The sequence below is a fragment of the Massilia sp. Masssp93 genome (assembly GCF_059491295.1).
The window spans coordinates 6,884,673-6,904,086 of record NZ_CP168502.1; the positions used below are offsets into that span (position 1 = coordinate 6,884,673).

Genomic DNA, 19,414 nt, shown 5'->3' on the forward strand with positions numbered 1-19,414 from the left:
CTGGTTGCCGAGGTCATCCATATCCTGAACGCCAACAGCGGGCTGCTGTGCTTGTTTACTTAAATAACGCGAACACAGCTTTTTTTTTACCAACCATTACCAGCCCGGCCGCCCATTGGTATAACATGATTTCTTTCGAATAATGATTGCGCAAACATCCGCCTCCGGCCGGATGGTGCACCAACGACAACGACGAGGAATCATGATGGAGACAACACGGATGGCCGTGCCCCTGCTGGCACTCGCCGCCGGCTGCGCCTGCCTGCCCGGGCAGGCGGCCGAACTCGGACTGGCACGCATTTTTTCCGACCACGCGGTGCTGCAACGGGACCAGCCCATCGCCGTGTGGGGCACGGCCGACGCGGGCCGCAAGCTGGCCGTGACCCTGGGTGGACGCACGGTGACCGGCAGCGCGGACGCGCACGGCAAATGGAAGATCCAGTTGCCGCCGCAACCGGCGGGCGGGCCGTACACGCTGACCGTGGCGTCGGGCGGGCAGACGGTCAGCCGCGCCGACATCCTGGTCGGCGACGTGTACCTGTGCTCCGGCCAGTCGAACATGGAATTCACGCAGCGCCAGTCGACCAATGCCGTCGGTGCGACTTACGCGGGGCGCAACGAGACGCTGCGCTTCCTGAACGTGCCGAAAAACAGCACGGCGACGCCGCAGGATGAGCTCAAGGGCCCCGTCGAGTGGAAGGTCGTGACGCCGGAAACGGCCGGCGACGCCTCCGCCGTGTGCTACTACATGGCGCGCTCGCTGCAGGGCAGCTACAAGGTGCCGGTGGGCTTCGTCAACGCCAGTTGGGGCGGCACGACGATCCAGGGCTGGATCGGCGGCGAGTCGCTGCGCACGCTCGGCGACTACAAGGACGGCGTGGCCGCCGTCGCGCAACTCGGCGCCGATAGGGCCGCGGGGATGCGCGCCGAGGAGGCGCGCAACGAGGCATGGTGGCGCGCGCACGACCCGCATGCCAGTGCGCAGCGCGCGTGGATCGCGACCGATTTCGACGACAGCGCGTGGCCGACCGTGACGCCGACCGGTTCGTGGAAGGACAGCGGCCTGGCCGGCTTCAAGGATTTCGACGGCGTGGCTTGGTACCGCACGACCGTCACGCTGACCCAGGCGCAGGCGAAGGCGGCGAACGCGCTGCACCTGGGGCCCGTCGACACCTACGACACCACGTGGGTCAACGGCGTGCGCGTGGGCGGCGCCAGCACGTCCTGGATGTGGCGCGATTACGCCGTACCCGCGGGCGTGTTCCGGCCGGGCCGCAACGTGATCGCCATGCGCGTGCTGAGCGGCGGGCAGGGCGGCGGCATGTCGGGCGCGCCGTCCAGCCGCACCATCGGCCTCGCGGACGGCCAGGCGATCCCGCTGCCGGCCGCATGGAAAGTTGCGCGCGGCAGCGCATTGAAAGGCCTGTCCGTGCCGCCGGCGCCGTGGGACGTGCCGACGAGCCTCACCACGCTGTACAACGGCATGATCGCGCCGCTGGTCGGCTATAAATTCAAGCTGGCGGCATGGTACCAGGGCGAATCGAACGCGGGCGCGGCGCAGGAATACCGCACGCTGCTGCCGATGCTGATGCGCGACTGGCGCCAGCGCTTCGGCCAGCCCGCGCTGCCGTTCTTCGTCGTGCAGCTGACGTCGTTCGGCGCGCCGGCGAAAGCGCCCGGCCAGTCCGGCTGGGCCGAGCTGCGCGACGCGCAGGCGTACGCCGTCGCCAACGATGCGCATGCGGGACTCGCCGTCACGCTCGACGTGGGCGACCGCTTCGACATCCACCCGACCCAGAAGACGATCGTCGGCGAACGCCTCGCGCGCGCGGCGCGGGCCGTCGCGTACGGCGAGAAGACGGTGCCCGGCAGCCCGACGGCCGTGTCGGCGCGCAGGACCGGCAACGACATCGTCATCGCGTACAAGGACACGGGCGGCGGCCTCGCGACGTATTCGTCCGACCGCGCCATCGGCTTCGAAGTGTGCGCGGGCACGGCCTGCCGCTATGCCGAGGCGCGCGTGGCCGGCGATACGGTCGTCCTGCCCGGCGCCGCCACGCCGGATGTCACGCGCGTGCGCTATGCCTGGGCCGATGCGCCGTTCGTGAACCTGTTCGGTGCCGACGACTTGCCGGCCGCGCCGTTCCAGCTCGACGTCAAATAGTTCAGCTGAGCCGGTAGTTTTCCGGCAGCAGCGCGGGCGGCAGGTCGCGGTCGCCCAGCGCCGTGCGCAGGTCGATCTCGATCGTGCGGCACAGGGCCTCGAGCGGCAGGCCGTTGTCGGACGCGCGGAACGGTTCCTCGAGCTCGTCGCCGAGCGCGTCCAGGCCGAAGAAGGTATAGGCCACGATCGCCGACACGACCGGCGTCAGGTAGCCGATCGTGTCGACGAGGCCGAACGGCAGCAGGAAGCAGTACAGATAGGCCGTGCGGTGCAGCAGCAGCGTGTACGAAAACGGGATCGGCGTGCCGCGGATACGTTCGCAGGACGCCGCGACGGCCGTCAGCGCCGACAGGCTCGCGTCGATCGACGGCGCCAGGCAGGCGTCCAGGCGGCCCGTGCGCAGGCAGTGTCCGAGGTCCGTTCCCATTTCCAGCATCAGCGCGTACGGCACGTTGGGCAGCGCACGCACGCGTTCCCATTCGGCCGGTTCCAGCCAGGGCGCGACGTCGGCGTCGGGCGCGCCATCGGGCACGTCGCGCAGGCGGTGGCGCAGCGCGTGCGCATACGCGATGGCGCGGCGCACGATGCGCGCTTGCGGTTCGGCGCCGTCGCGGGCCGCGCCGGGCGCGACGAGCGACAGGCACTGGCGCGCGAGGCAGCGGCTGCGCAGCACGAGTTCCCCCCATTGCTTGCGGCCTTCCCAGTAGCGGTCGTAGGCGGCATTGTTGCGAAAGCCGAGGAAGATGGCGAGCGGGAGGCCCATCAGCGTGAACGGCGTCGTCGTGAAATGCAGCTTGTGGTGGCCGAGCTGGCCGTCGGTCCAGGTCACGAGCAGCGCCAGCAGCGTGCTGACCGCGAGGTGCATCCAGATGCGCGGCAGGACCGATCCGCGCAGGATGAAGAACAGGCGCAGGGCGGAGGGGCGGTCGCGGACGATCATGTCCGGCTCCGCGGCCGGTCGTGGGTGGTGTGCATGGATCGGTTCTTCGATGTGAGAGACGGTTCGTCCGCGCCATCATAAACCGGCCGCGTCCCGTGCGCCGGCTGCGGAACCGGCATCGGCCGCCGGATCTTGCGGCAGCAGCGGCAGTGTGACGGTGAACGTGCTGCCGCGCCCCGGGCCGGCGCTGGCGGCGTCGACCTGGCCGCCGTGCAGTTCGACGAGCTTGCGCACGAGCGCGAGCCCCAGGCCCAGGCCGCCCTGGGCGCGGTCGAGCGTGCGCGAGCCCTGCGTGAACAGGTCGAACACGACGGGCAGCAAGTCGGCGGCGATGCCGTTGCCGTCGTCGTGCACCGCCAGGAACGCCTGGCCGTCGGCGGCCTCCAGTTCCACCTCGATGCGGCCGCCCTCGGGCGTGTACTTGGCCGCGTTGGTGAGCAGGTTCGCGACCACCTGCACGAGGCGCGTGTGGTCGCCGTCCACCATCACGGGCGTGTCGCCCAGCCGGACGTCGAGGACGTGGCGGCGCGCGTCGACGAGCGGGCGCGCCTGCTCGGCCGCCTCGACGACGACGCGGCGCAGGTCGAGCGCCTGCCGGGCCACGGTGACGAGGCCGCGCGTGACGCGCGAGACGTCCAGCAGGTCGTTCACCAGGTGGCGCATGTGGGCGACCTGGCGCGCGATGATGTCGCTGATCTGCTTCACGCGCGGCTCGCCCGCATAGGCCAGGCGCAGCATGTCGGCCGCGCTGGAGATCGGCGCCAGCGGATTCCTCAGCTCGTGCGCAAGCATGGCGAGGAATTCGTCCTTGCGCTGGTCGGCCAGCTGCAGGGCTTCTTCCGCGCGCTTGCGTTCCGTGATGTCGATCGCCACGACGTGCACGACGGTGCTGCGGCCGTCGGCGCCGAGGCCGAGGCGGCCGCGCATGTCGATCCAGGCCAGGCGGCCGTCGTCGGCGCGGCGGATGCGCGGCGTGGCGCGGTATTCGCCGCCGGCGCGGATCGCCTGCTTGACGGTGTCGCGCAGGGGCTGGCGGTCGTCCGGATGGACGAGCTTCTGCAGCTCGGCGACGTTGTGCCAGTTCCTGCCGAATACGCTCTGCAGATTGGCCGAGAAACTCACCTTGCCGCTGTGCGGATCGCGCTCCCACACGGCCATGCGCGCGGCGACGAGGCCTTGCTGCAGGCGCTCCTCGCTGTAGCGCACGGCCCGTTCCGCCCGTTCCAGCGGGGTGACGTCGGTGCAGGTGCCGAACCACTGGACGATGCGCCCGCCGTCGTCGCGCAGCGGCGCCACCGACGTGAAGAAGCTGCGGTAGCGGCCGTCGGCGCCGCGCAGCGGGAAGGTCATCTGCGCCATGTTGCCGCTGGCGAGGGCTTCCTTCCAGCGCCGCATCACCTGGGGCAGCACTTCGGGATCGTGGTAGCGGTGCCACTCGTCCGCGCCGACGCTGCCCGGCGGGCTGCCCGTGAATTCGTGCCAGCGGTCGTTGAACCAGACGATGTTGCCGTCCGGGCCGGCGATCCACACGAGCTGCGGGACGTTGTTCGCCAGCTGCAGGAATTTGCGGCGCTCCGCTTCCAGGCGCGCATGCTGTTCGTACAGGCGGTCGAGCATGCGGTTCAGCGCGCGCGCCAGGCTGACGACCTCGCGCGACCCGTCGAGCGGCGCGCGCTGGCTGCCGATGTCGTCGCCCAGGCTCGCGGAAAAGGTCTCGAGGCGGCGCAGGTCGTGCGTGAGGTCGAACGCCAGCCGCGACGCCAGGATGAACACGACCAGCGCCAGGAAGAAGGCGACGAGGATGATCAGGAGGTAGTGCGGACCGGCCGTCTCGAGCGGCAGCGGCAGGCGGCGCTCGTCCTCGCGCAGCACGAGGCGCAGTTGGGCCAGGTGCGGCGGCAGCGGCACGGCCGCCGCGATCTCGTGCGTGCCGGCGGACGCCTGCGCGGGCGCGGCGGCAAGGATGGCCCAGGGCACCGGCTTGAGGTCGGCCACCCGCATCTTGTACATCAGGGCGCCCTGCGGCGTGCGCGTTCCCGCGTGGCGCAGCACGACGACGCCGATCAGTTCAGCGCCCGCGGGACCGGCCTGCAGCGCGGCGCGCTCGGTGCTGTGCGCAAGGCTGGCGCGCAGCCAGGCCAGGTCGGCCGGCGTGAATCCGGGCACGCCGTTGTCCGCGATTTCCTTGCCCTCGACATCGGTGAACAGCAGGTGCAGCGGGATGCCGTTCATCTCGCGCAGGCCGTCAAGGAACGGCGCCAGATAGGTTGCCTCGCCGGCGCCGGCGGCGAGCGCTGCGGCCAGGATCGGGCTGGCGCCCACCTCCTGCAGCCGCGTGACGACCGATTCCAGGTTGTGGCCGACCGTCGAGGCATGGAAGGCGACTTCGCGCTGTTGCAGCAGGGCGTTGGCCTGCGCGCGCTGGTAGTCGATCAGCCAGAACGAGACGCCGGCGATCAGCAGCACGGACGTCGCCGCGAGGATCGCGGCCGCGATCGCGAAGCGGCGCGACAGGCTGGCCGGTGCGGCGGACGGTGCGTAGTCCGTCATGACAGGAAGTAAACCGACATGGCAAGCCCGTAGCAAAGCGGAATCTGGGATCTTAACTATATACCGACTGGGGGTGCTTCATTCCTCGACGAAATAGCGTTGCGATGCAGCAACTAACTATTCCATGAGTAAATAACGCGTGTATCATCAAATTGTGACACGGCCGCGCCCACGCAGGCGTCTTCCGTCGGCCCCGATCCGCTCCCCGGTCACCGCTTCGGCCGCCGCCACGACCCGCCGCGCGCACCCGCAGCTTTCGCGCGCAGCGTCACTGCGCAGTTTTATCGTTTCCGTCGAGGTGCACATGAATATCCAGAACCTGAAAATCGGAGCCCGGCTCGGCCTCGCGTTCGCCGTCGTGCTGGCGCTCGCGGCGATGCTGACCGTCGTCGGCACGCTGCGCCTGCAGGAGGTGGTCGGCGCGACCGTCGACATGGATGCCTCGATCCGCAAGACCCGCCTGGCCGACCGCTGGCTGGCCGACACCCGCATCAACCGTGCCCTGACCGAAGCCCGGTTGCGCGCCGTGGATGCGGACGATCGTGCGCGGATCGACGCCAGGATGAAAGCGAACAGCGCCGACATCACCGACATCGACAAGGCATTGCAGCGCGACGTCGCCAGCGCGGAAGGCACGGCGTTGCTGGCGAAGCTCAACGCGCAGCGCAAGGCGTACACGGTGGCGCGCAAGAAGCTGTTCGCGCTCAAGGAAGGCGGCACGGCCGACGCGGCCGCCATCGAGCGCGCGGCCGATGCCGAGATGAATCCGGCGCTCAGCGCGTACGAGGCGGCGGCGGACGCGCTCGCCGAGCACCAGAAAAAAGGTTTCGACGACGCCAAGGCGCACGTCGAGGACGTCGCGGCGCGCGGACGCCTGCTGCTGGGCAGCGTGGGCGTCGTGGCGGTGCTGCTGGGCGCGGTGCTGGCGTGGTGTCTGTCGCGCAGCATCACCGGTCCGTTGCGCCGCGCCGTCACACTGGCCAACGCGGTCGCGCGGGGCGATCTGTCGAGCCGGATCGAGGCGGTGAACCGCGACGAGACGGGCGAACTGATGGCCGCGCTGCAGACCATGAACGAGAACCTGAACGCGCTGGTGGCGCGCGTGCGCAGCGGCGCCGATACCATCGCCACCGCCGCCGTCGAGGTGGCGACCGGCAACCACGACCTGTCGACCCGCACCGAGCAGCAGGCCGGCGCGCTGGAGGAGAGCGCGTCGTCGATGGAGGAATTGACGAGCACCGTGCGCCAGAACGCGGAAAATGCGCAGCAGGGCAACCAGATGGCGGCGTCGGCGTCCAGCGTGGCCGTGCGCGGCGGCGACGTCGTGGCGCAGGTGGTCGCGACGATGGGCGCCATCGACGCGTCGTCGAAGAAGATCGTCGACATCATCGGCGTCATCGACGGCATCGCGTTCCAGACCAATATCCTGGCGCTGAACGCGGCCGTGGAAGCGGCGCGCGCGGGCGAGCAGGGCCGCGGCTTCGCCGTCGTGGCGACCGAGGTGCGCACCTTGGCCCAGCGCTCGGCGGCGGCGGCCCGCGAAATCAAGGAGCTGATCGGCGACTCGGTCGACAAGGTCGCCACCGGTTCGCGCCTCGTCGGCGAGGCCGGCACGACGATGCAGGAAGTCGTGGCCAGCGTGCGCCGCGTGTCGGACATCATGGCCGAGATCTCGGCCGCGTCGGGCGAGCAGAGCGCCGGCATCGAACAGGTCGGCGCGGCGATCCTGCAGATGGACCAGGTGACGCAGCAGAATGCGGCGCTCGTCGAACAGGCCGCGGCGGCCACGGAATCGATGCAGGATCAGGCGCGCAGCCTGGCCGAGGCGGTCAGCGTGTTCAAGCTGGACCAGGCGAGCGCGCCCGCATTCGCGCCGGCATCGGCGCGGATGCAGCGCAACAAGGCCAGGCCGCAGCCGGCCATCGCGCGCACGCCGGCACCGGCCGGTGCCGACGGCTGGGAAACCTTCTGAATCCCGTCAGCGCGGGCGCCTGAACCCGCGGGCGCCGGGCGCGGCGTCAGAACTTGGTCTTTTGCGCCTGCAACTGTTCACGCAGCTGGTGCGCATTGCAGTGGCTGTAGTCCTTGTTCAGTTCCAGGTCGACGAGCGGCTTGAGCTGGTTGTCCAGCTGGCCGCGCAGCACGCCCAGGAACTTGGGCTCGGCCACCAGTTCCAGCTTCTGGAAGCGCTGTTCCTGCCAGGCCTTGAGCAGGAAGTTGCAGATGTCCCTGGCGAAGAATTCGGCGTCGTGCTGCTCCGGCGTCTGCGCCGGCTGGTATTGCTTGTTCGGCGTGGCGCCGCCCGTGCTGTGGATGCTCTGGCCGGCCGCAGTGGCGCCGATCCGGTCCGTGTTGATGTCCGCGTCGCGCAGGCGGGCATTGGCGCTGACCATGTCCTCGACTTCGATGTAGGGCTGCTTCGGGTCCGATTCGGCGAAGATGCGGGCGCGGCCCGCGTCGGCGGATACGATCCAGGTGGTAGTCATGCTTTCCCCTTTTTATCCAAAGTTGCAATCGAGATGTAGGCCCCGCCGGGGCCATACAGGCTGAGGGGAAGTCTATCCCAACCAGATTTTTCAGGCGGTACGAAAGGGAACGTCGCCAAACCTGCTCGCGACGGTTTTGCGAGGTTCCCTTTGAGGGTGCCTGTTAGACTGGCGACATGCAAAAACTCCTGATCGTCCTCGGCCTCGTGCTGCTCGCCGCGGGGCTCGCCTGGCCCTGGCTGCGCCGGTTGCCGCTGGGCCGCCTGCCCGGCGACATCCACATCGTGCGCGCGGGCTTCAGCTTCAACTTCCCCATCGTCACCTGCCTCATCGTCTCCATCGTCATCTCGTTGCTGCTGTGGATCTTCCGGCGCTGAACGTCGCGCGCGCATAGCCGTTTTTCGTCCATTTGTCTGCAAGTTTTGGCTATCCCGCCCATGTGTCGAAAATATGACGCACGGGTTCGCGATAGCAAGATTTGACAAACATGGTCGGAATTTCAACGAGACAATGCGCCCCATACGAAGACGAGAGACGCTGCAGCGTCCACGAATTCGAAACTGGAATAGTTCTTTGATCGATACAGTTTTGGGAGAGCACATGAGACAGCAGATGGAACGGAAAATGGTTGCGCGCACTGCGATCGCGAGCGCGGTGACGGTACTGGTGATGGGCATTGCCGCCCAGGCGCAGGCACAGGACGATGTGAAGGGCACGCAGACCGTGATCGTGACGGGCGTGCGCGCCGCACTGGAACAGTCGCTGCGCCAGAAGCGCAATGCGGATGCCGTCGTCGAGGTGGTGACGGCCGAGGATATCGGCAAAATGCCGGACAAGAACGTGGCCGACGCGATCCAGCGTCTGCCCGGCGTGAACACGCAGTCGTCCGCCGGCGGCGAAGGCGGCTTCGGCGAGAACGACCGCGTCAGCCTGCGCGGCACGAGCCCCAGCCTGCAGCAGACCCTGTTCAACGGCCACGCCATCAGCACGGGCGACTGGTTCGTGCTGAACCAGTACGGCGGCAACGTGGGACGTTCGTCGAGCTTCTCGCTGCTGCCGTCGGAACTCGTGGGCTCCGTCGTCGTGCAGAAGAGCGCCACCGCGGATCTCGTCGAAGGCGGCGTCTCCGGCGCCATCAACGTGATCACGCGCCGTCCGCTCGACTTCCGCCAGCCGCTGACGGTGGAAGCGTCCGTGCAGGCCAACTACAACGACCTCGCGAAAAAGACCGAGCCGCAGGTATCGGCCCTCGTGAGCTGGAAGAACCCGGCGAATAATTTCGGCGTGCTGCTGCAGGGCTTTTCGGAAAAGCAGAGCGTGCGTCGCGACGGCCAGGAGATCCTCGGCTACACCCCCATCGGCGCGACGAGCGCCGCCGCCATCGCGAATCCGGCGCTTGCCGGCGTGAAGGTCCCGACCTTCATCGGCGCCGCGCTGTTCGAGCAAAAGAAGAAGCGTGAAGGCGGCGCGTTCGACATCGAAGCCAAGCCGTCGCGCGACGTCGGCGTCGATCTGAACGGCTTCTATTCGAAGCTGAAGGCACCGCACCAGAACACCAACTGGCTGGCCGCGCCCGCGAATTCCATCAACAGCGCGGGCCTGATTCCGGCGAACCCGGTCATCCGCAACGGCACGCTCGTCGGCGCGGCGTTCTCGAGCAACTCGGGCGAAGTCGACAACATCTACCGTCCGGATGCCGGCGGCGAATCGTGGTACATCGACCTGAACGGCCGCTGGCGCGCCACGGAAGACCTGAGCTTCACGGGCAAGCTGGGTCGCACGCACGGCGTGGGCTACGACCACGCCGACGTCTACTACCAGAACAACGTCGACGGCGGCATGACGTACGCGCTGAACGGCATGACGCCGGCCACGGTGAGCTACCCGGGCGGGAACACGACCAAGCCGGGATCGACGGCGTGGGCCGGCGGCGGCGAAGCGCAGTCGGTCGACAAGGAAAAATATGCGCAGATCGACGGCGAATGGCGCCTGCACGACAACCCGTGGATCCAGGCCGTGCGCTTCGGCACGCGCTGGACGGATCATAAACGCACCGCCGAGCACCCGCTGGAAACCCGTCCGGGCCCGAACGGCTTCACGAATCCGGGACCGGCGTGGAGCGGCCAGATGTACCCGTCCGACTTCGGCTCGGACCTCGGCGGCAGCGTCTACAACAACTACTTCAAGTACGACGGCGCGGCCCTCGGCGCCTGGGGCGCGGTGCCGGGCAACCGCCTGCTCGACTTCACGCTGCGCCACAACTGGCTCGACGAATTCAAGGTCGGAGAGAAGACGGCCGCGCTGTACGGCATGGCCGATATCGGCGGCGACGGCTGGAGCGGCAACTTCGGCCTGCGCGCCGTCGAGACGCGCCAGACGACCGTGGTCAACCTGCCGGGCGGCACGGCCCCGATCACCGGTTCCGCCTTCGGCCCGTACACGCCGACGACGTACGAGCGCACCTACCGCGACTACCTGCCGAGCGCGAACGTGAAGTTCGACGTGCGGCCGGACCTGGTCGTCCGCGCCGGCGTCGCCAAGACAATGGCGCGCCCCGACTACAGCGCGCTGGGCGGCTCCGTGTCGCTGAACGACGACGCGCTGTCGGGCAGCGGCGGCAACGTCAAGCTCGATCCGATCCGCTCCGTCAACTACGACCTGTCGGCCGAGTGGTACTACATGCCGAAGGCGATGCTGTCGGCCGGCCTGTTCTACATGGATTTCAGCTCCATCGTCGCGCAGGGCACGAGCACGGGCAGCTATTACAACAACAAGCGCGGCGCGTTCACCGATTACCAGATCACGTCGCCGTACAACACGAGCGCCACCAACAAGGGCATCGAGCTGTCCTGGCAGCAGCCGGTGTGGAACAACTTCGGCGTGCTCACCAACTACACGTGGGCGGACGGCGAACTGGATGGCGGCGGCGAGATGCTCAACGCCTCGAAGAACACGTACAACGTGACGGGTTATTACGAGGACGACCGCTTCAGCGCGCGTCTGGCATACAGCTACCGTTCCTCGTACAAGGCCGGCGTCGACCGGGGCGCGAGCCAGCACGTCGATTCGATGCCGTCGCTGGCGGCGTCCGTGAACTTCAAGCTGAACGAACACCTGACCGTGACGTTCGATGCGCTGAACCTCACCAACGAGACGATCAAGATGTACGCCGAGAACAAGGACCAGCCGCGCGCCTTCTATTCGAACGGCCGCACCTTCTACCTCGGCCTGCGCGGCAAGCTCTGATCGTGCCGCAACGGGAGAAGCTGGACGGCGCCGCGATCGCGGCGTCGTGGGAATGCGTGTCCAATCTCGTCGCGGACGAGGTGTTCGCGGCGCGGCTGACGTTGACCAACGTGTCGGGCGTGCCGATCGCACCGGGATGGACCGTGTACTTCAACGCTTGCCGACGGGTGCTGCCCGGCAGCGTGAGCGCGGGCTTCGACGTCGAACATCTCAACGGCGACCTGTTCGCGCTGCGCCGTCCCGGCGGCGCGGCCTGGCTGCCGGGCGAGACGATCGACGTGCGTTACGAAGCCCGCTTCTGGGCCATCAGCGTGACGGACGCGCCGCTCGGCTTCTATCTCGTCGAGGCCGACGGCCGCACGGTCGACCTGGGCGACCCGGAGATTGTCCCGTTCGCGCGGCCGGAGCAGCTGCAGCGCCATGCGCGCGACGTGCTGCCGCCGGCCGACGCGGCCTGGCGCTGGCGCGAGAACGGCGGCCTGCGCCTGCTGCCGCCGGAGGACGTCGGCCGCATCACGCCGACGCCCGTCTCGGCGCGCTTCGGCGCGGAGCGCTGCCGCCTGTCGACCGCGAGCGGCATCATGGCGGATGGCGCGCTGGCCGGCGAAGCGGCGCTGCTGCGTGCACTCCTGAACGGCCTGCCGCCAGGCGAGGGCGCGCGCATCCTGCTGGAGACCGGTGCGGCGGCCGTCACCGCGGTCGCGGCGGAGGGGCCGGAGGCCTACCTCCTCGACATCCGCCCCGACACGATCCTCGTGCGCGGCGCCGGCGCGCACGGCGTGTTCAACGGCATCCAGACCCTGGCCCAGCTGCTGGACATCGATGGCACCCTGCCGTGCGGCCGCGTGCTCGACGCGCCGCGCTTCGGCTACCGCGGCATGATGCTCGACGTGGCGCGCCACTTCGCATCGGTGGCGACGGTGCAGCGCCTGCTCGACTGCATGGCGCGCTATAAACTCAACCGGCTGCACCTGCACCTGACGGACGACGAGGGGTGGCGCCTGCACATCGACGCGCTGCCGGAACTCACCGACATCGGCAGCAAGCGCGGCATCGCGCCGGACGAGCGCAGCCTGCCGCCGTCGTTCGGCTCCGGCGCGGACGTGGCCACTTCCTCCGGCACGGGCTGTTACGACGCGGACGATTTCATCGCGATCCTGCGGTACGCGCACGCGCGCCACATCGAGGTCATCCCGGAATTCAACATGCCGGGCCACGCGCGCGCGGCCGTGCTGGCGATGCGCGCGCGCCACGACCGCCTGCGCGCGCAGGGCGACGTCGAAGGCGCCGAGCGCTACCTGCTGAGCGATCCGTACGATGCGTCCGTCTACGAATCCGTGCAGCTATGGCGCGACAACGTGATCTGCATCGCGCTGCCGTCCGTCGACCGCTTCATCGACACCGTCGTCGCCCGCGTGGCCGCGCTGTACCGCGAGGCCGGCGTGCCGCTGCGCACGATCCACACCGGTGGAGACGAAGTGCCGCCGGGCGCGTGGGAAGGATCGCCGCGCTGCCAGGCCCTGATGCGCGAACGGGGCTGGACGCATGTGGGGCAGCTGCACGCGGACTTCGTCGGCCGCTGCCGCGCGATCCTGGCGCGCCACGGCCTCGTGTTCGCGGGCTGGGAAGAGACGGCGCTGGCGTATGACAGCCCTGCGGCGGACGGCAACGCCACGCCGCAGCCGCAGCCCGGATTCGCGGGGCCCGGCTTCCAGGTCTATGCGTGGAACAATGCGTGGGGCTCGGGCAAGGAAGACGTTGCGTACCGCCTCGCCAACGCCGGCTACGACGTCGTGCTGGCGAACGCCGCCAACCTGTACTTCGATCTTGCGTATGCCAAGGATCCGCGGGAGCCGGGCTATTACTGGGCCGGCTTCGTCGAGACGCGTCATGCGTTCGGCTTCTGCCCGCTGGACATGATCGTCAGCGCGGCCGACGACCCGATGGGGCAGGCCGTGCCGCCCGAACGCCTGGCCGCGATGGCGCGTCTGACGCCGGAAGGACGGCGCCGCATCGTCGGCCTGCAGGGCCAACTGTGGGGCGAGAACGCCCGCACGCGCGACCGCATCGAATACCTGGCCGCGCCGCGCCTCGTGGCGCTGGCGGAACGGGCGTGGGCGCCCGATCCGCTCTGGTGCGCGATCGAGGATGCGTCCGCGCGCGCCGCCGCGATGGACGCCGCCTGGAACGAATTCGCCAACCGCCTCGGCCAGCGCGAACTCGCGCGCCTTGACCGCGCGCCGCTGGCCTACGGCTACCGCCTGCCGCCGCCGGGCGCCGTCGCCCTCGGCCGGACGTTCCACGCGAACGTGGCCCTGCCGGGCCTCGCGCTGCATTACACTCTGGACGGCAGCGAGCCCGATGCCGCCAGCCCGCGCTACACGGGGCCTGTGCAAGCCGGGCCTGGCGCCGCCGTGTTCAAGGTCGCCACCTTCGACACGCGCGGCCGCAAGAGCGCAACCGTCGTCATTGCACTGGACCCCCATGGATAGCATCCGCCCCGATCACCTGACACCCGCCGGACCCAGGCACGGCCGCCATCCGCTCGCGTGGGTGCCTTCCCTGTACCTCGCGCAGGGCCTGCCGTTCTACAGCGTCGCGCTGGTGGCGGGGCTGATGTTCAAGAGCATGGGCGTGCCCAACGAGCAGATCGCGCGCTGGACCGGCATGCTGGGACTGGCCTGGGTGTTCAAGGCGTTGTGGAGTCCCTTCCTGGAACTGGCGCCGAGCAAGAAGCGCGTCGTCGTCGTGCTCCAGGTCACGGGCGGCATCGCGCTCGCGGCCCTCGCGTTCGCGCTGCAGCTGCCCGCGTGGTTCGGGCTGGCGATCGCGCTGCTGGGCCTCGTGTCGCTCGCGTCCAGCACGCACGACATCGCGGCCGACGGTTTGTATATCGCGAGCCTGTCCGCGCGCCAGCAGGCCGCGTATGCCGGCTGGCAGGGCGCGTTCTTCAACGGCGCCAAATTCCTGTCGCTGGGCGGCCTCGTGATCCTGGCCGGCTTCCTCGAACAGCGCATCGGCGCGCCGGCCGCGTGGGCCACGGTGTTCGGGCTGCTGGGCGCATTGCTGGCGGGGCTCGGGTTGTATCACGCGTGGGCGCTGCCCGGGACGCTCACGCCGGCCGCCGCGGGCGCCTCGGTGCGCGGCACGGTGGACGTGCTGGTGGACGTCGTGCGCGCGTTCTTCGCCAAGTCGGGTATCTGGATGGGCATCGTGTTCATCCTGCTGTTCCGCCTCGCGGAAGGGCAGGTGCAGACGATCGGCCCGCTGTTCCTGCGCGACGCGCGCGCGATCGGCGGCCTCGGTCTCTCGACGCAGGAAGTGGGCGCCATCTACGGCACGGCCGGCACCGCGGCCTTCCTCGTCGGCAGCATCCTCGGCGGCTGGTTCACGTCGCGCGTGGGACTCAGGCGCGCGATGCTCGTCCTGATCCTCGCGATGAACGTGCCGAATCTCGTGTTCTGGTACCTGAGCACGATGCAGCCATCCAATCTGGGACTGGTCACGGCGGCGCTGTCGATGGAGATGTTCGGCTACGGGTTCGGCTTCGTCGGCATGATCCTGTTCATCATGCAGGTGATCGCCCCCGGCCGTTACCAGACCGCGCACTACGCGCTGGGGTCCGGGTTCATGCAGCTGGGTTTCGTGCTGTCGAAGGTGGTCAGCGGCGACATCCAGCAGATGCTCGGCTATCGTCACTTCTTCTTGTGGGTGGTGCTGTCGGCGCTGCCGGTGCTCGTGCTGACGCGCTTCGTCGACATGGCGCCCGCCGACGGCGCCGGTGGTTCGGCGCCGGCCGGGCAGGACTGAAGCCGGCCGGGTCAGCGGCGGTACGTCGGGCGGCGCGCAGGCGCCGCGTTGCGTTTCTCGATGTGGCGGAACGTGATCCGGCCCTTGCTCAGGTCGTACGCCGACATTTCCAGCGTTACGCGGTCGCCCGCCAGGATGCGGATGTGGTGCTGGCGCATCTTGCCTGACGTGTAGGCGATCAGTTTATGTCCATTGTCCAGGTCGACGCGAAAGCGCGAGTCGGGCAGGATTTCCTGGACGATGCCGTCCATTTCGATGAGTTCTTCTTTGGCCATGAGGGGTCCTTTGGTGGGTATCCGCGTGTGCGGATGCGGCGTGGCGGGCCGGCATGCTGCTCGCGTCGGGGACGCGCGGCGATTGCCGGGGCGTAGGGGTGGGAGGGAACGGAGGTGAACCGGATTTCTATCCGGAAATCGCATTATACGCTATCCCGCGTAAAGCCATCGGCAGCTTAAATTTATACGGCGGATATACTCCAATTGGAGTATATTGGGCGTATAGATACCACGGAGACGCCATGAAGCTCGTCGAAACGAAACCCAAATTCCCCGACACGGACAAGGTCACGATCAATCTGGGCCTGGTCGACCTCGCGCAGATGGACCTGCTCGTGGCGGAAGGTTTTTATACGAACCGTACCGATTTCGTCCGCACGGCCATCCGCAACCAGTTGCAGCAGCACGGCGAGGCGATCCGCCAGACGGTCACGCGCAAGCGCTTCGTCATGGGCATGCAGCGTTATACGAAGGCGGAGCTGGAGGCGAGCGTGGCCGCCGGCGAGCAGCTCGACATCCACGTGCTGGGCCTCGCCACGATCGACGACGACGTCACGCCCGAGCTGGCGCGTGCGGCGATCGCCTCGCTCCAGGTGCTGGGCGCCTTTTTCGCCCCGGCCGCCGTCAAGTCCGCGCTCGCGGACCGCATCCATTCTTGAAGGAACACCATGAAACCCTATGAACGATTTGTCGACAACATCCTGGGCGCGGTCCGCTCGGGCCAGGGCAAGGACCCGCTTGCTGCCACCGCGCTGATCCAGGACGTGCTGCGCAACGCCGGCCTGATGCCGGGCGTGCAAACGCCGGCGGAACCGGCCGCGCGCGCGCCGTTCGTCGACCTGAACGGCGTACCGGACTGGCTGCGCCGCCCGGCCGCGCCGCACGGTGCGCCCTGGGCGCGTCCGCAACGGTCCGCGCCGGAGGCGCCCGGCCAGTTCCTGGCAGGCTCGTTCGGCAACGCGGCCGGCACGCGCCGCTACCGTCTATATGTGCCGGCGCGGGCGGCGTCCGGGCCGCGCCCGCTCGTCGTGATGCTGCACGGTTGCCAGCAGAGCGCCGGCGATTTCGCGGCCGGCACGGCGATGAACCGGCTGGCGGAGGAGCACGGCTGCCTCGTGCTGTATCCGGACCAGGAGCGCGGCGCCAACAGTTCGAACTGCTGGAACTGGTTCGACGCGGCGCACCAGCGGCGCGAAGAGGGCGAGCCGTCCCTGATCGCCGGCATGACGCGCGACGTCCTGCGCGAGCACGGCGCTGACCCGGGCCGGGTCTATGTGGCCGGCCTGTCGGCGGGCGGCGCGATGGCGGCCGTCATGGGCGCCGCGTATCCCGACCTGTATGCCGCCGTCGGCGTGCATTCCGGGCTGCCGGTCGGCGCCGCGCGCGACCTGATGTCGGGCCTGAACGCGATGAAGGGCAAGCACCTGGGCGGCAAGAGCCAGGCGCTGCGCCGGCGGGTGCCGCTGATCGTGTTCCACGGCGACCAGGACGCGGTCGTGCATCCGTCCAACGGCGCGGCGCTGTACCGCCAGTTCACGCAGGCGGGCGTGCGCGAGCTCGAGGAGCGGGGCGCCGCCGGCGCGGGCCGCGGCCACACGCGTACGACGGCGCTGGACGATGCCGGGCGCGTGGTCGCGGAACACTGGGTCGTGCACGGGGCGGGCCACGCCTGGGCGGGCGGCGATCCGGCCGGTTCCTATACCGATGCGGCCGGCCCGGACGCGTCGGCCGAAATGCTGCGCTTCTTCCTGGATCAGGCCGGCGGCTGATCGACCGCTGTTGCGAAGCCGTCAGGTTTGCTATGCTGGAGGATTCCCAGGATCGTTGATGGAGTTGAGATGGTTTCCCTGCAGGAGCAGCTGATGAAGGCCGGGCTGGTCGACAAGAAGAAGGTCAAGGTCGCCAACCAGGAAAAGGTCAAGCAGCAAAAAATCGAGCGCCGCACCGGCGTGCAGAGCGTCAATGAGGCGAAGGAGGCCGCGCTCGAGGCCCAGCGCCAGCAGGCCGAGCGCGCCCGCGCGCTGAATGCCCAGCGCGACGCGGCCGCGGCGGCAAAGGCCGTGCAGGCGCAGATCGCGCAGATGATCCAGGTGAACCGCCAGCCCAAGGGCAAGGGCAGCCTCGACGTCGCCTACAACTTCACGATCGGCACGAAGATCGAGCGCATCCACGTGTCCGCCGCCGTGCGCGACCACCTGGTGGCCGGGCGCCTGTCCATCGTCGCCCATGAAGGCGGCTTCGAGCTGGTGCCGCGCGTGATCGCCGACAAGATCGCGGAACGCGCGCCGGACCGCGTCGTGCGCGTCAACAAGGCCGCCGAGGCCGTCGCGGCCGGCGAGGACGATCCGTACAAGGACTTCAAGATCCCGGACGATTTCGACTGGTAATCCGCGCGTTCACCGCTTCTTGACGGGCAGCGCCAGCCAGCCGCGCCAGCGGCCGTCGAGCGCCCGTTCGACTTTCTGGATGTGCGGCCTCGTGCTGTCCAGCCGCCAGACGGCCTGCTTGTCGAGCCAGTCCTCGTACATCGAGCGGAAGCGTGGCCATTCGCCGTCGAAGTCGAGGCAGGCGTAGCTGCCGGCCGGCAGGATGCGCACGCCCAGGCCCGGATCGAGCACCGCGTCGTCGGCGCAGCCGAAGTCGTAGCAGTATTCGCGCTCGCCCGTAAAACCCGGATCTTCGTCGAACACGCCGTACCAGGCGGTCGTGGCGGGCACGCCGTCGGCCTTTTCGCGTTCGCGGATGAAGTCGTGGCAGGCGAACGACAGCGCCGCGCCGGACTGGCCGAAGAAGCGCTGGTAGCGCAGGGTCAGCGCCGGCAGGTTGCGCACGGCGATGCGCGCGGCGATCGTGCCCGGCTCGGGCGGGCAGTACGGGGCCAGGATCGCTTCCAGGTCGTCCGGCTCGGCCACAAAAAAGCTGACGTCGCTCTCGCGCCCGACCTGCTGGTCCATGTATTGACGCCAGCCGCCTTCGCGCCACGCCTTGGCCGACATCGCGAACTGCTGCTTGAACGCCTTGGCGAATGCCGCGTTCGACGGGAAGCCGCAATCCTGGGCGATGCGTACGATGGGCACGTCCGGTTCGTGGCGCAGCAGGTGGGCGGCCCGGCGCAGGCGCCGTTTGCGCTGGTATTCGACGGCCGAGAATCCCGTCAGTTCGCGGAAGATGCGGTCGAAATGGAATGACGAATAGCTGGCCGACGCCGCCAGCGATTTCAATGCGAGCGGGTCGCCGACCGAGTCCAGCATCAGGTCCATGACTTCATACAGGCGCGACACGCGCGCGGTGGTCTTCATGCGCGGGTCCTCGCGGCGGGGATCTTCTCGGCGCGGGCCGCGAAGGTCGAGGCGGGACGGGAAAGGCTCGGCATCGACGGCAATCATTGCAAAATTGAAAGAAGTAAATATTCCGTAAATAAGCCGGGCTGGCAAGCATTTACGCGGGAACGTGTTGTCAGCGCGCGTCCCACGCCACGCATCGGCGGATCAAGTTCGTCCATGTGAACAAATCTATTGTCTTTCCAATCCCATTTTGGCCCGACATTTATTGATGAACGAATAATGCGGCAGGGGTCGCGGTGGTTTACCGCGCGGCCGTCCGATTGGCGCCCGCGGCGCACTTTCGGGCCTGGGCGTCGTCGATCCCGGCGGCGGCCGGTGATCGCTTGACGCGCGGCGGCGAAGTCCAGCCGATCCATCGGCATCCTTCCGGCAGTCCGGCCGGCCCGGGCGTGCGTTTTCGGCTATGACGGACGCATCGACATCGACCCGCAATACCGGAACGCCAGGCTGCGGCCGGGAATACTGCTCAGCTCGGCTTAACGGATGGGCCGCTGCCGTCGCCTTTATCTTGCGTGACATCAATTTTTCATACACAACATATAAAGTTGGTTCCTCATCGCATGTAATTTGTTGCATCGGACGGTGGTTGTAGAAAATAC

15 protein-coding genes are annotated in these 19,414 nt (G+C 68.5%); 9 read left to right on the forward strand and 6 right to left on the reverse strand.

Going from position 1 to position 19,414, the window contains the following annotated elements:
• Window positions 1-202 precede the first annotated feature (202 nt).
• The gene (locus tag ACEN9Q_RS28970) at window positions 203-2,164 is read left to right on the forward strand and encodes a sialate O-acetylesterase (protein WP_495626886.1); all 1,962 of its coding nucleotides are present in this window, start codon (window positions 203-205) and stop codon (window positions 2,162-2,164) included.
• A 1-nt stretch (window position 2,165) separates the two neighbouring features.
• Here the strand turns inward: ACEN9Q_RS28970 and ACEN9Q_RS28975 are convergent, their stop codons facing one another.
• Both ACEN9Q_RS28975 and ACEN9Q_RS28980 read right to left on the reverse strand, forming a co-directional pair.
• Entirely contained in the window at window positions 2,166-3,104 is a 939-nt protein-coding gene (locus tag ACEN9Q_RS28975; protein WP_495626887.1) for a bestrophin family protein, read from the reverse strand.
• 75 nt (window positions 3,105-3,179) lie between these two features.
• Window positions 3,180-5,654: an ATP-binding protein gene (locus tag ACEN9Q_RS28980; RefSeq protein WP_495626888.1), complete on the reverse strand. Its 2,475-nt coding sequence runs from the start codon at window positions 5,652-5,654 to the stop codon at window positions 3,180-3,182.
• 304 nt (window positions 5,655-5,958) lie between these two features.
• Here ACEN9Q_RS28980 and ACEN9Q_RS28985 point away from each other — a divergent pair, with 304 nt between their 5' ends.
• On the forward strand, window positions 5,959-7,626 hold the full coding sequence (locus tag ACEN9Q_RS28985) for a methyl-accepting chemotaxis protein (protein ID WP_495626889.1): 1,668 nt from the start codon (window positions 5,959-5,961) through the stop codon (window positions 7,624-7,626).
• Between the two features lie 46 nt (window positions 7,627-7,672).
• Here ACEN9Q_RS28985 and ACEN9Q_RS28990 read toward each other — a convergent pair whose 3' ends face one another.
• Complete coding sequence (locus ACEN9Q_RS28990) at window positions 7,673-8,140, reverse strand: host attachment protein (RefSeq protein WP_056435145.1); 468 nt, start codon at window positions 8,138-8,140, stop codon at window positions 7,673-7,675.
• Window positions 8,141-8,316: 176 nt separating this feature from the next.
• On the opposite strand from ACEN9Q_RS28990, the gene ACEN9Q_RS28995 reads away from it, so the two are divergent.
• From ACEN9Q_RS28995 to ACEN9Q_RS29010, 4 genes are all read left to right on the forward strand, one after another.
• A complete protein-coding gene (locus ACEN9Q_RS28995; protein ID WP_495626890.1) occupies window positions 8,317-8,517 on the forward strand; it encodes a DUF2905 domain-containing protein in 201 nt (66 codons plus the stop codon).
• 247 nt (window positions 8,518-8,764) lie between these two features.
• Window positions 8,765-11,386, forward strand: coding sequence for a TonB-dependent receptor (locus ACEN9Q_RS29000; protein WP_495626891.1), 2,622 nt, complete (start codon window positions 8,765-8,767; stop codon window positions 11,384-11,386).
• A gap of 2 nt (window positions 11,387-11,388) precedes the next feature.
• Complete coding sequence (locus tag ACEN9Q_RS29005) at window positions 11,389-13,878, forward strand: family 20 glycosylhydrolase (protein ID WP_495626892.1); 2,490 nt, start codon at window positions 11,389-11,391, stop codon at window positions 13,876-13,878.
• Window positions 13,871-15,196 (forward strand): MFS transporter, encoded by a 1,326-nt coding sequence (locus ACEN9Q_RS29010; protein WP_495626893.1) that lies wholly within the window; start codon window positions 13,871-13,873, stop codon window positions 15,194-15,196. The genes ACEN9Q_RS29005 and ACEN9Q_RS29010 overlap by 8 nt, the downstream gene beginning before the upstream one ends.
• Before the next feature lie 11 nt (window positions 15,197-15,207).
• On the opposite strand, the gene infA is transcribed toward ACEN9Q_RS29010, so the two are convergent.
• Window positions 15,208-15,471, reverse strand: coding sequence for a translation initiation factor IF-1 (infA, locus tag ACEN9Q_RS29015; protein ID WP_056129853.1), 264 nt, complete (start codon window positions 15,469-15,471; stop codon window positions 15,208-15,210).
• A gap of 242 nt (window positions 15,472-15,713) precedes the next feature.
• Between infA and ACEN9Q_RS29020 the strand changes: the two genes are divergently transcribed.
• The 3 genes from ACEN9Q_RS29020 to ACEN9Q_RS29030 all read left to right on the forward strand — a co-directional run bounded on the left by ACEN9Q_RS29020 (window position 15,714) and on the right by ACEN9Q_RS29030 (window position 17,858).
• Window positions 15,714-16,130 carry a hypothetical protein gene (locus ACEN9Q_RS29020; RefSeq protein WP_056435134.1) on the forward strand — a complete coding sequence of 139 codons (417 nt, stop codon included), beginning with the start codon at window positions 15,714-15,716 and terminating at the stop codon, window positions 16,128-16,130.
• 9 nt (window positions 16,131-16,139) lie between these two features.
• Window positions 16,140-17,240: an extracellular catalytic domain type 1 short-chain-length polyhydroxyalkanoate depolymerase gene (locus ACEN9Q_RS29025; protein WP_495626894.1), complete on the forward strand. Its 1,101-nt coding sequence runs from the start codon at window positions 16,140-16,142 to the stop codon at window positions 17,238-17,240.
• A gap of 69 nt (window positions 17,241-17,309) precedes the next feature.
• Window positions 17,310-17,858: a DUF2058 domain-containing protein gene (locus ACEN9Q_RS29030; RefSeq protein WP_056435128.1), complete on the forward strand. Its 549-nt coding sequence runs from the start codon at window positions 17,310-17,312 to the stop codon at window positions 17,856-17,858.
• Between the two features lie 9 nt (window positions 17,859-17,867).
• Here ACEN9Q_RS29030 and ACEN9Q_RS29035 read toward each other — a convergent pair whose 3' ends face one another.
• Window positions 17,868-18,770, reverse strand: coding sequence for a helix-turn-helix domain-containing protein (locus tag ACEN9Q_RS29035; protein WP_495626895.1), 903 nt, complete (start codon window positions 18,768-18,770; stop codon window positions 17,868-17,870).
• Window positions 18,771-18,853: 83 nt separating this feature from the next.
• Entirely contained in the window at window positions 18,854-19,171 is a 318-nt protein-coding gene (locus ACEN9Q_RS29040; RefSeq protein ID WP_495626896.1) for a hypothetical protein, read from the reverse strand.
• Window positions 19,172-19,414: the final 243 nt, after the last annotated feature.

What these genes read in the sequence shown, in the direction of transcription:
- ACEN9Q_RS28970 (WP_495626886.1), top strand. Translation starts at nt 203, where the DNA reads ATGATGGAGACAACACGGATGGCCGTGCCCCTGCTGGCACTCGCCGCC.
- ACEN9Q_RS28975 (WP_495626887.1), bottom strand. Translation starts at nt 3,104, where the DNA reads ATGATCGTCCGCGACCGCCCCTCCGCCCTGCGCCTGTTCTTCATCCTG.
- ACEN9Q_RS28980 (WP_495626888.1), bottom strand. Translation starts at nt 5,654, where the DNA reads ATGACGGACTACGCACCGTCCGCCGCACCGGCCAGCCTGTCGCGCCGC.
- ACEN9Q_RS28985 (WP_495626889.1), top strand. Translation starts at nt 5,959, where the DNA reads ATGAATATCCAGAACCTGAAAATCGGAGCCCGGCTCGGCCTCGCGTTC.
- ACEN9Q_RS28990 (WP_056435145.1), bottom strand. Translation starts at nt 8,140, where the DNA reads ATGACTACCACCTGGATCGTATCCGCCGACGCGGGCCGCGCCCGCATC.
- ACEN9Q_RS28995 (WP_495626890.1), top strand. Translation starts at nt 8,317, where the DNA reads ATGCAAAAACTCCTGATCGTCCTCGGCCTCGTGCTGCTCGCCGCGGGG.
- ACEN9Q_RS29000 (WP_495626891.1), top strand. Translation starts at nt 8,765, where the DNA reads ATGGTTGCGCGCACTGCGATCGCGAGCGCGGTGACGGTACTGGTGATG.
- ACEN9Q_RS29010 (WP_495626893.1), top strand. Translation starts at nt 13,871, where the DNA reads ATGGATAGCATCCGCCCCGATCACCTGACACCCGCCGGACCCAGGCAC.
- infA (WP_056129853.1), bottom strand. Translation starts at nt 15,471, where the DNA reads ATGGCCAAAGAAGAACTCATCGAAATGGACGGCATCGTCCAGGAAATC.
- ACEN9Q_RS29020 (WP_056435134.1), top strand. Translation starts at nt 15,714, where the DNA reads ATGAAGCTCGTCGAAACGAAACCCAAATTCCCCGACACGGACAAGGTC.
- ACEN9Q_RS29025 (WP_495626894.1), top strand. Translation starts at nt 16,140, where the DNA reads ATGAAACCCTATGAACGATTTGTCGACAACATCCTGGGCGCGGTCCGC.
- ACEN9Q_RS29030 (WP_056435128.1), top strand. Translation starts at nt 17,310, where the DNA reads ATGGTTTCCCTGCAGGAGCAGCTGATGAAGGCCGGGCTGGTCGACAAG.
- ACEN9Q_RS29035 (WP_495626895.1), bottom strand. Translation starts at nt 18,770, where the DNA reads ATGAAGACCACCGCGCGCGTGTCGCGCCTGTATGAAGTCATGGACCTG.
- ACEN9Q_RS29040 (WP_495626896.1), bottom strand. Translation starts at nt 19,171, where the DNA reads ATGGATCGGCTGGACTTCGCCGCCGCGCGTCAAGCGATCACCGGCCGC.